Origin of the sequence: Bradyrhizobium sp. CCBAU 53421 (assembly GCF_015291625.1) — a bacterium.
Taxonomy (GTDB): domain Bacteria; phylum Pseudomonadota; class Alphaproteobacteria; order Rhizobiales; family Xanthobacteraceae; genus Bradyrhizobium.
Genome location: NZ_CP030047.1, coordinates 422,385 through 434,840 on the forward strand (window position 1 = coordinate 422,385; position 12,456 = coordinate 434,840).

Annotated in this window: 11 protein-coding genes; 8 read left to right on the forward strand and 3 right to left on the reverse strand. The window is 64.4% G+C overall.

Features of this window, described 5'->3' with window-relative positions; translation table 11 throughout:
• Positions 1-46: 46 nt before the first annotated feature.
• Both XH92_RS02045 and XH92_RS02050 read left to right on the forward strand, forming a co-directional pair.
• Entirely contained in the window at positions 47-808 is a 762-nt protein-coding gene (locus XH92_RS02045; protein WP_194457747.1) for a thioredoxin family protein, read from the forward strand.
• Positions 809-1,781: 973 nt separating this feature from the next.
• Entirely contained in the window at positions 1,782-2,153 is a 372-nt protein-coding gene (locus tag XH92_RS02050; RefSeq protein ID WP_194457748.1) for a DUF2794 domain-containing protein, read from the forward strand.
• 182 nt (positions 2,154-2,335) lie between these two features.
• Here XH92_RS02050 and XH92_RS02055 read toward each other — a convergent pair whose 3' ends face one another.
• The 3 genes from XH92_RS02055 to XH92_RS02065 form a co-directional block, all read right to left on the reverse strand.
• Positions 2,336-3,127 (reverse strand): Bax inhibitor-1/YccA family protein, encoded by a 792-nt coding sequence (locus XH92_RS02055; protein WP_021078796.1) that lies wholly within the window; start codon positions 3,125-3,127, stop codon positions 2,336-2,338.
• A gap of 234 nt (positions 3,128-3,361) precedes the next feature.
• On the reverse strand, positions 3,362-5,947 hold the full coding sequence (locus XH92_RS02060) for an ABC transporter permease (RefSeq protein ID WP_194457749.1): 2,586 nt from the start codon (positions 5,945-5,947) through the stop codon (positions 3,362-3,364).
• Positions 5,948-5,960: 13 nt separating this feature from the next.
• A complete protein-coding gene (locus XH92_RS02065; RefSeq protein WP_194457750.1) occupies positions 5,961-6,680 on the reverse strand; it encodes an ABC transporter ATP-binding protein in 720 nt (239 codons plus the stop codon).
• A gap of 55 nt (positions 6,681-6,735) precedes the next feature.
• Here XH92_RS02065 and XH92_RS02070 point away from each other — a divergent pair, with 55 nt between their 5' ends.
• From XH92_RS02070 to XH92_RS02095, 6 genes are all read left to right on the forward strand, one after another.
• Complete coding sequence (locus XH92_RS02070; RefSeq protein ID WP_194461064.1) at positions 6,736-7,383, forward strand: arylesterase; 648 nt, start codon at positions 6,736-6,738, stop codon at positions 7,381-7,383.
• Between the two features lie 166 nt (positions 7,384-7,549).
• Positions 7,550-8,086, forward strand: a complete 537-nt coding sequence (gene thpR / locus XH92_RS02075) for an RNA 2',3'-cyclic phosphodiesterase (RefSeq protein ID WP_194457751.1) — start codon at positions 7,550-7,552, stop codon at positions 8,084-8,086.
• Between the two features lie 140 nt (positions 8,087-8,226).
• Complete coding sequence (gene zapE / locus XH92_RS02080) at positions 8,227-9,414, forward strand: cell division protein ZapE (protein WP_194457752.1); 1,188 nt, start codon at positions 8,227-8,229, stop codon at positions 9,412-9,414.
• Positions 9,415-9,636: 222 nt separating this feature from the next.
• A complete protein-coding gene (gene mdh, locus XH92_RS02085) occupies positions 9,637-10,605 on the forward strand; it encodes a malate dehydrogenase (RefSeq protein ID WP_021078790.1) in 969 nt (322 codons plus the stop codon).
• A gap of 161 nt (positions 10,606-10,766) precedes the next feature.
• Positions 10,767-11,963 carry an ADP-forming succinate--CoA ligase subunit beta gene (gene sucC / locus XH92_RS02090; protein WP_194457753.1) on the forward strand — a complete coding sequence of 399 codons (1,197 nt, stop codon included), beginning with the start codon at positions 10,767-10,769 and terminating at the stop codon, positions 11,961-11,963.
• Between the two features lie 2 nt (positions 11,964-11,965).
• Entirely contained in the window at positions 11,966-12,442 is a 477-nt protein-coding gene (locus tag XH92_RS02095) for a DUF1579 family protein (protein ID WP_194457754.1), read from the forward strand.
• The last annotated feature ends 14 nt before the right edge of the window (positions 12,443-12,456 follow it).

The following is a 12,456-nucleotide window of genomic DNA, read 5'->3' on the forward strand; positions in this document are numbered from 1 at the left end:
TGCTCCGTACAATTACGGATAGAAATCATCACGACTGGTTCGCAGTATGACAGCGATGATGGCCTATAATTGTATCTCGCGATGGTCCAGCGCCCTTGGTATCTGCGCAATCGTCGCGATCATCCGCCCCGCTCACGCCGATCCGCGTGCTGTCGTCGAACTCTTCACTTCGCAGGGATGCTCGTCCTGTCCGCCCGCGGACAAGATCATCGGTGACCTCGCGAAAGACCCCAACGTCATCGCGCTCAGCATGCCGATCGACTATTGGGACTATCTCGGCTGGAAGGATACGCTGGCCGATTCCCGTTTCAGCGCGCGCCAGAAAGCGTACTCGCATATGCGCGGCGATCGCGACGTCTACACGCCGCAAGCGGTGATCAACGGCTCCGCGCATGTGATCGGCAGCGACCGCGCCAGCATCGAGAGCGCGATCAAGGACACCGAGAAGAGCGGCGCCGTGATGTCGGTGCCGGTGACGATGACGCTGACCGGCAAGCAGATCAACGTGTCGGTCGCGGCATCCAAGTCGCCCGCGGTGTCGCGCGGCGAAGTCTGGATTTGCTCGATCTCGAAGTCGGTGCCGATCTCGATCGCGCGCGGCGAGAATCGCGGCCACGAGATCACGTATCACAACGTGGTGCGCAACCTGCTGAAGGTCGGTGACTGGAATGGCTCGTCCGGGAGCTGGACCGTGCCGCTGGAGAACATCACGCGCGATGGTGTCGATGCCGCGGCCGTGTACGTCCAGGACGGCAACCGCGACAAGCCGGGCCCGATGCTGGGCGCCGCATTCACATCGCTTCACTAGCGCGTCGCTGCGCTAGCCTGCGTCAGTCGCGTCGTTGAGCCGCGCGCATGTCATGGCGCCTGCCTGACGCGGCGGACAAGCGTGCATCCGACAAGCGTGCATCCAGTGACGCGCTTAAAGGAAGGCGCCGAAAGCTCGGCTCGCGCATCCTGTTGGCGCGGGATTGATTGAGCCGGTCCCAAAAACAAAAAGGACCAACTTTCGTTGGCCCAGTGTTTGGGATTTGACTCCCCTGCGAACAGGCCCGATCCCGACGGCCCCGGGGGGCTGGGGGCTGAGGAATCCGGAACCGAAAGGACCGGGCCAACGCAGGATTTTCTTTTCGCAGGGCAGCGGGGCGGGCGATTGGCGGAAGTGGGGCAGCAATATGATTCCGCTAACGTTCCCGTGAATCTTTGGCGCTGTCCCGACCTAGTCCCTCGTGTCCGCATTCGCGCTTGCGGGACGTCCTATTCAAGCGGCCAACCCCTTGGTTTCGCTTCCCGATCCGAACCAAGCACCGGGCGCTGCGTTATTTCAGCGGGACAGAGTTGCAGAGGAGGATGCCATGACGAAAGTTTTGGCGCTCGTTGCAGTGGTCGGCCTTATGGCCGCGACTTCCTCGACCGGTTATGCACGAGGCGGAGGAGCCTCAATGGTCGCGCCGGGAACATCATTCCATACGCGCGGATCGGTCGCAGGTCATCCTGGTGCGTCGGGTTATGCGCCGGGTCATTTGTTCCGCGCGCATGGGAGCCTTCGCGGCCATCCGGGCGCTTCGGGCTACGCGCCTGGACATAGGTTTACACATCGCATGATGTAGTGAAGCCAAGTGAGGCGAGATAGCGGGGTGATAGCAAGGCGTCGTCAGTCCCTCCATGGGGCACTTGCAGCGCCCCTCGCTTAGCGCGATCATGTCACTCTCGTGACGATCCCGAACAGGGGGCATCGGCCTTCGGGACCTGATCGTCACTGGAATGACAGGAGGCGCTCGATGAGTTTGATCTCGGAGGACACTGATCCGAGCGGGAGTCGCGCCGCGGCGCGTCCCGTCGCGGCGACCCCTCAGTCCAACTGCGTGACATTCAATCGACTTGAGCTCAATCGCATTCTCAATCTCTATGGCCGCATGGTCGCCGATGGCGAGTGGCGCGACTATGCGATCGACTTCCTGAAGGACCGCGCCGTGTTCTCGGTGTTCCGGCGGGCGTCCGAAGTGCCGATCTACCGGATCGAGAAGGATCCCCGGCTGGCGCGCAAGCAGGGCATGTACAGCGTGATTTCGGCGACCGGCCTGATCCTGCGCCGCGGCCACGAACTCGAACGGGTGCTGTTCGTAATCGATCGCAAGCTGTCGCTGGTGTAGCGCCGGAGCTTGGCGCTTCGTAGCCCGGATGAAGCGAAGCGAAATCCGGGACTGCTGAAGCCGCGGATAACCTGTCCCGGATTGCGCTCCGCTCCATCCGGGCTACGCCACATTCCCCCCCCCGCAAAAGAAAGCCCCGGCCGCTAGGCCGGGGCTTGGATCGATCGGCTCGCTCGAGGCGCTTAGTCGCGCTGGCCGAGCAGCTGCAGCAGCAGCGTGAACAGGTTGATGAAGTTCAGGTAGAGCGACAGCGCACCAGTGATTGCCGCACGCTCTGCCATCACGCCACCCTGCGAGGCGTAGCCGTAGATGTAGTCGTTCTTCAGCCGCTGGGTGTCCCAGGCGGTGAGGCCCGCGAACACCAGCACGCCGACCACCGAGACGATGAACTGCAGCGCCGAGCTCGCCAGGAACAGGTTGACGAGGCTCGCGATGATGATGCCGATCAGGCCCATGAACAGGAACGAGCCCATGCCGCTCATGTCACGCTTGGTGGTGTAGCCGTAGAGGCTGAGCGCACCGAACGTCGCCGCGGTGATGAAGAACACGCGCACGATCGAGGTGTGCGTGTACACCAGGAAGATCGACGACAGCGACAGGCCCATCAGCGCCGAGAACACCCAGAACAGGAGCTGGGCGGTCGCAGGCTGCAGACGGTTGATGCCGGCCGAGATGACGAACACCATCGCCAGAGGGGCGAGGATGAACAGCCACTTCAGCGGGCTGACGAACATCGCGTAGCCGAACTGCGTCAGATAGGCGTTGCCAAACTTGGCGACGGCGGCCGACTGGTCGGTGGTCACCGCGCCCATGTAGACGCCGAGCGCGGCCAGGCCGGTGATGGCGAGGCCAATGCTCATGTAGTTATAGATGCGCAGCATGTAGGCGCGCAGACCGGCGTCGACGGCCGCAGCGTCAATGCGCCCGGCGGCCCGGCCGAAAGGAGAAGCGTAATTGCGGTCTAGGTCCGACATGGTCGAATTCCCGTGGTTGGTCCCGGTGGAGCGCAAGGGATTTGCGGCGCCGGTCGTAAATCTATCTCAGATGGCTCGGTTTGCGGAACATTAATTGCGTGTCATTCAAACCGATTATCCGACCCGAGTGGTATGTGGGAAATTAACACATCCGACGCAAGCTTCCACGCGCGGCCGAATGTCGCTCTAGCCTAGCATTTATAGGCAAAACGGCGCTGCCGCCGCTACAAATTGTCACAAATTCCGCAGCACCGAGGCCGGCTTCTGGTTCAGCGCGAGCAGCGTTCCCGCCAGCCCCAATCCGACCGTCACAACCAGCGCGGCGACCACGACCAGGGCGGCGCTGCCGGCCTGCCAGCTGAAACTCAGCGTCATCAGCCGCGTCACGATCAGCCAGGCCGCGACCGAACCGGCGATCACCCCGAATATTGCGGTTGCAAAACCGATCATCAGGTACTCCAGCGCGTAGGCGCCGAGCAATCGCACCCGCGTGGCACCGAGTGTCTTGAGGATCACGGCGTCATAGACGCGGTGGCGATGCCCGGCGGCGAGCGCGCCGCCCAGCACCAGGATCGCCGAGATCAGCGTCACGGCGCTGGCGCCGCGGATCGCCAGCACCAGATTGCTGACGACGGTGCCGACCGTCTCCAGCGCCTCGCGGACCCGGACGCTGGTGACCATCGGGAACGCGTCGGCCACCTGCTTGACGATGCGCGCGTCGTCGTTAGGGCCCGCTTGGGTCGAGCTCGCGTGTGGTTCCGTCAAGGTCGCGACGTGGCTGTGCGGGGCGCCCTTGAAGGCATTCGGCGAGAATACCAGCACGAAGTTGATGCCGAGGCCCTGCCAATCGATGTTGCGCAAATTGGCGATCTTCGCCGGCACGTCGCGTCCGAGCACGTTGACCACGATCTCGTCGCCGATCTTCAAGGACAGGCCGTCGGCGATCTTCTTCTCCATCGAGACCAGCGGAGGCCCGCTGTAGTCCGGCCCCCACCACTCGCCCTCGACGATCTTCGAGCCTTTGGGGATCTCGCCGGTGTAGGTCAGGCCGCGGTCGCTCTGCAGCACCCACTCCGAATCCACCGACGGCTTGAGCTGGTCGGCCTTGACGCCGCGCGCGGCGACGATGCGGCCGCGCAGCATCGGCACGTCCTCGACGGTCGAGCCGGCCGCGATCTGGCCAAGGAAGGTAGCGAAGCGGTCGGCCTCGGTGGAGGGGATGTCGATGAAGAAGAACGACGGTGCCCGTTCCGGCAACGCGGCCAGGAATTGCCGGCGCAAATTGCCGTCGATCTGGGTGATGGTGACGAGCACTGCGAGGCCGAGGCCGAGCGACAGCACCACCGACGGCGTCAGCGCGCCCGGTCGGTGGATGTTGGCGATCGCGAGCCGCAGCATGGTCATGCGGCTGCGCGGCAGCCGCCGCGCCACCGCCATCAGGATCTCGGCGATCCCGCGCAGCAGCAGGAACACCGCGATCGACGAGGCGACGAACACCGCGGCGACCCGCTTGTCATAGGCGAGCCCGATCGCAACCCCGATCAGCAGCGCGACCACCACGGCCATCAGCGCGAGATAGCTCCAGCGCGGGCGGTGCCACTCGCTGGCGACGGTCTCGCGGAACAGTGCGGCGACCGGCACGTCATGGACCCTGCCGAGCGGCCACAACCCGAACGCCAGCGCGGTGAGCTGGCCGTAGATGAAGGAAAGCGCGAGCTCGTCCGGATGCAGGGCGGGTACCACCGGCAGCGGCAGCAGCTTGCCGAACAGGCCGACGATGACGAAGGGCAGCGCGGCGCCGAGCACCAGCCCGATCACCGAACCGATCCCGGCCAGGACCACCACCTGCGTACAGTAGATCGTGAAGACGTCGCGGCCGGTGGCGCCGAGCGCCTTGAACGAGGCGATGACGTCGCGGCGGCGGTCGATGTGGCTCTTCACCGCGTTGGCGACGCCGACGCCACCGACCAGGAGGGCGGCGAGGCCGACCAGGGTCAGGAACTGGGTGAAGCGGTTGATGGTGCGCTCGAGCTGCGGCGAGGCGTTGCTGCGGCTGCGGACCTCCCAGCCGGCTTCCGGCGCAGCCGCCCGCGCGCCATCGATCAGCGCGGTGGTGGCGCGATCGTCGTTGGCGCCGTCGGGCAGCTTCACCCGGTAGATCCAGCGCACCAGGCTGCCGGGCTGCAACAGGTCGGTGGCACGCAGGCTGGCTTCGCTGATCAGGAAGCGCGGCCCGAGGCCGACGCCGCCGGCGAGCTTGTCGGGCTCGGCCGCCACCACGCTGCGGATCTGGTAGGTCGCGCTGCCGATGGTGACGCGGTCGCCGAGCTTGAGGTCGAGCCGCGCCAGCAGGGTTGAATCGGCGGCCGCGCCATAGACGCCGTCGCGCTCAGTGAGCAGGTCGGCGACCGGCATGTTCGGCTCGAGCGTCAGCTCGCCGAGCATCGGATATTTGCCGTCGACCGCCTTGAGCTCGACCAGCGCGAGCTTGCCGTCATTGCTGCGGGCCATCGCGCGGAGCGTGGCTGCGACCGAAACCTCGCCGCGGGTGCGCAGATACGCGACCTCCTCGGGCTTGGCCTGGCGCGAGATCAGCGAGAATGCGACGTCGCCGCCGAGCAGCGTGCGTCCCTCGCGCGACAGGCCGTCGCCGAGGCTTGCGGCGACCGAGCCGACGCCGGCAATCGCCATCACGCCGAGCGCGATGCAGGCAATGAACACGTAGAAGCCGCGCAGGCCGCCGCGCAGTTCGCGCAGCGCGTAACGGAAGGCAAGCGACGACGCGCGGCCCTGCACCGCGACTTCGGACGCAATACTCATGTCGCGGCAAAGCTCATGTGGTTGATTGTCCGTCGATGCGGCCGGAGCGCAGCCGCACCACACGATCGCAGCGCTGCGCGAGCGCGAGATCATGCGTCACCAGCACCAGCGTCATGCCGCGCTCGGCGTGCTTGGTGAAGAGCAGGTCGACGATTTGCTTTCCGGTCGTCTCGTCGAGATTTCCGGTCGGCTCGTCGGCAACCAGGATCGCGGGGTCGGGCGCCAGCGCGCGCGCGATCGCGACACGCTGCTGCTCGCCGCCGGAGAGTTGCGTCGGATAATGATGCAGGCGCTCGCCGAGCCCGACCGATTGCAGCTCCTGCGCGGCGCGCGCGGCGGCATCGGGATTGCCGGCGAGCTCGAGCGGCACCGCGACGTTCTCCAGCGCCGTCATGGTCGGGATCAGATGGAACGACTGGAAGACGATGCCGACCTGGCGGCCGCGGAAGCGCGCCAGCGCATCTTCATCGAGGGCATTGAACGAGGTGCCGTCGACGACCACCTCTCCGCTGTCAGGACGTTCAAGCCCCGCCATCACCATCAGCAAGGTCGACTTGCCCGAGCCCGACGGGCCGATCAGGCCGATGGCCTCACCCGCTGCCACACGAAGGCTGATATCTTTGAGGATATGAACCCGCGCCGCGCCGGTGCCGAGCGAGAGATTGACGTTCTTGACGGCAATGGTGTCCGGCTCGACGTCGGCCAATGAAGAGGATTCGATGAGACTGTCCATGGTTCGGTCATATGGCACTTCCGCGGCTGCGGTCGAGGGCCGGTTGAGAATCTTCGTGCACATACTCGTGTTGCTTATGGGCTTGATGACGGCGGCAAGTGCGCAGACGCCAGCCCAGGGGAAAGCTGCGGCAAAGCCGATCAAGATGGTGGTTCTGGGCGATTCCCTGAGCGCCGGGTACGGCCTTCCGGCCGATGCGGCATTTCCGGTCCGGCTGCAAAAAGCCTTGGAAGCCAAGGGGATAAAGGTCGAGATGACCAATGCCGGGGTGTCCGGCGACACCGCCTCGGGCGGCCGCGAGCGGCTCGACTGGTCGGTGGCCGAGGGAACTGACGCCGTGATCGTCGAGCTCGGTGCCAACGATGCCTTGCGCGGCATCGATCCCGCGGTCACGCGTGCCGCGCTCACCGACATCATCACAAAGTTGCAGGCGCGCAAGATCGCCGTGCTCTTGTGCGGCATGCTCGCGCCACCGAACTATGGCAGTGAGTATGCAGCGAAGTTCAACGCGATCTATCCGGATCTGGCGAAATCGCTTGGCGTGCCGCTCTATCCGTTCTTCCTCGATGGAGTTGCTGCTAATCCGAAGATCAATCAAGCCGACGGCATGCATCCGACGGCGGAAGGTGTGGACATCGTTGTGAAGAATATCCTGCCCACGGTGGAGGCATTTCTCGGTGCATTATCAGGGCAACGCAGCTGAAACACAGGCAGCGAGCCGTGTCGTGTCCGTAGGTTTACGAGCTGTTAACGGGTCGTGCTTCGCAGAGTCACATATCTCGGGTACAAATAGGCATCGGTGATTCGTCGCCGGGCTGTTACAGGGTGCGGGCTCCCAAAACCCGCGCCAAGCATCGAGGATTATTGCGATGCCGCGTCTGTTCACTGGTCTGGAAATTCCGGCCGATATCGGCCAAACCCTCTCCAGCTTGCGTGGTGGCCTTCCTGGCGCACGCTGGATCGATCCCGAAAATTATCACGTCACCCTGCGCTTCATCGGCGATATCGACGGCCTCTGGGCCAACGAGATCGCGACGATGCTGTTTCGGGTGAACCGAAAGCCGTTCGAGGTCAAATTGCAGGGCCTGTCGAGCTTCGGTGGACGCAAGCCGCGCGCGGTGGTTGCCGCCGTCGAGCCCAGTCGGCCGTTGATCGAACTGCAGGCCGAGCTCGAGCGGATGATGCAGCGGATGGGGCTCGATCCCGAGGGCAGGAAATTCACGCCCCATGTCACGCTCGCGCGTCTGCATGACGCATCGAGCCAGGACGTCGCGGATTATCTGTCGGTGCGCGGCTACTTCCCGAGCCGCACCTTCATGGCGGACCGCTTCGTGCTGTTCTCGTCGCGCGCGTCGACGGGCGGTGGGCCCTACGTGGTCGAGGATTCCTACGCGCTCTGCGCGTAAGGCGTCGCAGATCGCGGCTTGAGGCGTTGTGCAGCGGCCGGTGCGGTCGGCCGTGGTATGCAAGGGTTTGCGCTTGCATACCCCATTGGCACAATTCACGGCTTGCAATTTGTCGCGCACTAGGGCCGTAAGGTGGGCTCATGCTGTCCACCTCGCCGAGTTCCTTTCTCGAACACTACAACGCCCTGGTCGCCTCCGGCGCGATCGAGGCCGATCCTGCGCAGGCCCGTGCCGCCGATGCGTTCGGCGCGCTGGACGAGCGGCTGGCAAGCTACAAGCCGCAGCGCAAGCAAGGCCTGTTCGGACGCCTGTTCGGCGGTGACAAGGACGACAAGCCGCCGCGCGGCCTCTACGTCCACGGCGAGGTCGGCCGCGGCAAGACCATGCTGATGGATCTGTTCTTCCAGCAGAGCCCGGTCGAGCACAAGCGTCGTGCGCATTTCCACGAATTCATGGCCGAGGCGCATGAGCGCATCTATGGCTACCGCCAGCAGATCGCGCGCGGCGAGATCTCGGACGGCGACGTGATCGCGCTCACCGCGCAGGCGATCTTCGACGAGGCGTGGCTGCTCTGCTTCGACGAATTCCACGTCACCGACATTGCGGATGCGATGATCCTCGGGCGGCTGTTCGCGAAGCTGTTCGATCTCGGTACCGTCGTGGTCGCGACCTCGAACGTCGCGCCCGACGATCTCTACAAGGGCGGTCTCAATCGCGCGCTGTTCCTGCCGTTCATCGCGCAGATCTCGGACCACATGGATGTGCTGCGGCTCGATGCACGCACCGACTTCCGGCTCGAGAAGCTCGTCGGTGTGAAGATGTGGCTGGTGCCCGCGGATGACGCGGCTCGCGATGTGCTCAGCGCGGCGTGGCGCAAGATGACCGGCAACGCGCCGTGCAGGGCGCGCCTTATCGAGATCAAGAAGCGTTTGCTGACTGTGCCGTGCTCGTCGCATGGCGTCGCGCGCTTCAGCTTCGCCGATATCTGCGAGAAGCCGCTCGCCGCGTCCGACTACCTCAGGCTGGCGCACGATTACCACACGATCCTGATCGACCATATTCCGGTGATGGATTACGCCGAGCGCAACGCCGCCAAGCGCTTCATCTCGCTGATCGACACGCTCTATGACAATGCCGTGAAGCTGATGGCCTCGGCCGAGGCCGATCCGGTGTCGCTGTACCTTGCGGATGAGGGCGTCGAGGCGATGGAGTTCAAACGCACGGCCTCGCGCCTGATCGAAATGAGCTCGGAATCCTATTTGGCGCTGCCGCACGGCCGGAAGGACTCCTCCGCGAGCGGAGCGACGACCGGCCTGGTCGAGACCTAAATTTTCAGCCGCGAAATTCGGTCTTGAAATTGGTCTTGCGCGCGGTCCGGATCGGAGCAACTTTTCGTGTCTCCGGGGCGGTTGTTGCTGGCATGCCTGATCGAATTGCAGGCAGGGCCCGCGATCGGGCAGGCCGCGACTTGAATGGATCATTCGAAAGGGATAACCACCCTTGCAACCGACTTCCCTCCCTCCTGCACCAGTTCAAAGGACTGATTTCCCATGGCACGCGACAAGATTGCACTGATTGGCTCCGGACAGATCGGCGGAACGCTGGCGCACCTCGTTGGCCTCAAGGAGCTCGGAGACGTCGTGCTGTTCGATATCGCCGAGGGCGTGCCGCAGGGCAAAGCGCTCGACATCGCGCAGTCGTCGCCGGTCGACGGCTTCGACTCCAACCTGGTCGGCGCCAACTCCTATGAAGCGCTCGACGGCGCCAAGGTCTGCATCGTCACCGCCGGCGTGCCGCGCAAGCCCGGCATGAGCCGCGACGATCTGCTGTCGATCAACCTCAAGGTCATGGAGCAGGTCGGCGCCGGCATCAAGAAGTACGCGCCCGACGCCTTCGTCATCTGCATCACCAACCCGCTGGATGCGATGGTCTGGGCGCTGCAGAAGGCCTCCGGCCTGCCGCACAAGAAGGTGGTCGGCATGGCCGGCGTGCTCGACTCCGCGCGCTTCCGCTATTTCCTGGCCGACGAATTCAACGTCTCGGTCGAAGACGTCACCGCCTTCGTGCTCGGCGGTCACGGCGACACCATGGTGCCGCTGACCCGCTACTCGACGGTTGCCGGCATTCCGCTGCCCGACCTCGTCAAGATGGGCTGGACCTCGCAGGCGCGCATCGACGAGATCGTCGACCGCACCCGCAACGGTGGCGCCGAGATCGTCAACCTGCTCAAGACCGGCTCGGCCTTCTATGCGCCGGCGGCGTCCGCGATCGCGATGGCCGAGAGCTATCTGAAGGACAAGAAGCGCGTGCTGCCCTGCGCCGCCTATCTCAACGGCGAGTACGGCGTGAAGGACATGTATGTCGGCGTCCCCACCGTGATCGGCTCCAAGGGCGTCGAGCGCGTCGTCGAGATCGAGCTCGCCGGCAAGGACCGCGAAGCCTTCGACAAGTCGGTCGGCGCGGTGCAGGGCCTGGTCGACGCCTGCAAGAAGATCGCGCCTGACCTGCTCGGCAAGTAATCTTGATCGGCAATGGCCCGATAGGCGATTTCAATCGCCTATCGGGTGCAAGATGATGAAATTCCGGCGAATTTTGTAGTTGCGCGAGCCTTGGTATATGGTATGCCAGTCGCAAGGCTGACGTAAGAGGTCGCCGCACGAGGGTTTGGGAGCGTCTTTCCATGAATATCCACGAATACCAGGCCAAGGCTCTGCTGCATGAATTCGGCGTGCCGATCTCGCGCGGGGTTCCGGTGCTGAAGCCGGACGATGCCGATGCGGCGGCCAAGCAGCTGCCCGGCCCGATCTGGGTGGTGAAGAGCCAGATCCATGCCGGCGGCCGCGGCAAGGGCAAGTTCAAGGAGGCATCCGCCGGCGACAAGGGCGGTGTCCGCATCGCCAAGTCGGTTGCCGAGGTCGACGAATTCGCCAAGCAGATGCTCGGCGCGACGCTGGTCACGGTGCAGACCGGCCCGCACGGCAAGCAAGTCAACCGCCTCTACATCGAGGAAGGCTCCGACATCGACAAGGAGTTCTATCTCTCGATCCTGGTCAACCGCGAGACCTCCGAAGTGTCTTTCGTGGTCTCGACCGAAGGCGGCGTCAATATCGAGGAGGTCGCGCATTCGACCCCGGAGAAGATCGTCTCGTTCTCGGTCGATCCCGCCACCGGCATCATGCCGCACCACGGCCGCACCGTCGCCGAGGCGCTGAAGCTGAAGGGCGATCTTGCCAAGCAGGCCGAGAAGCTGACCGGTCAGCTCTATAACGCCTTCGTCGCCAAGGACATGGCGATGCTCGAGATCAATCCGCTGGTCGTCACCAAGCAGAGCCAGCTCCGCGTGCTCGACGCCAAGGTGTCGTTCGACAGCAACGCGCTGTACCGCCACCCCGACGTCGTCGCGCTGCGCGACGAGACCGAGGAAGACGCCAAGGAGATCGAGGCGTCGAAATACGACCTCAACTACGTCGCGCTCGACGGCACGATCGGCTGCATGGTCAACGGCGCCGGCCTCGCCATGGCGACGATGGACATCATCAAGCTGTACGGCATGGAGCCGGCGAACTTCCTCGACGTCGGCGGCGGCGCCAGCGTCGAGAAGGTCGCGGCCGCGTTCAAGATCATCACCGCCGATCCGAACGTGAAGGGCATCCTGGTCAACATCTTCGGCGGCATCATGAAGTGCGACGTGATCGCCGAGGGCGTGGTCGCCGCGGTGAAGCAGGTCGGCCTCAAGGTGCCGCTGGTGGTGCGCCTCGAAGGCACCAATGTCGAGCTCGGCAAGAAGATCATCCGCGACAGCGGTCTCAATGTCCTGGCCGCCGACAATCTCGATGACGCGGCACAGAAGATCGTGAAAGCCGTCAAGGGAGGCTAACAATGGCCGATCATCTCGACGCCCCGACACCGCTGGACGAACACCGCAAGCTCGCGGTTTTCGCGGGCGAGTGGAACGGCGAAGAGGTGGTCTATCCCTCGCGCTGGACCGCCGGCGGTCCAGCCACCTCGCATGTCACAGCGCGCATCGCGCTCAACGGTTTCTACCTGATCCAGGACAGCGTGCAGACCCGCGACGGCAAGGAGAGCTTCGCCACCCACGGCGTCTTCACTTTCGACCGCGAGGATCGAGCCTACAAATTGTTCTGGCACGATTCACTCGGTTACTACCCGCCGTCGCCGGCGTCCGGCGGCTGGGCGGGCAAGTCGCTGATCCTGGTGCGCGGCTCGCTGCGCGGAAATGCCCGTCACGTCTACGAGGTCGTCGACGACAACACCTACAACATGAAGATCCAGTTCTCGCCTGACGCGGAAGGGTGGGCCGACGTGCTCACCGGCGTGTACCGGCGTATCCACTAAACCCTTCTCGTCTC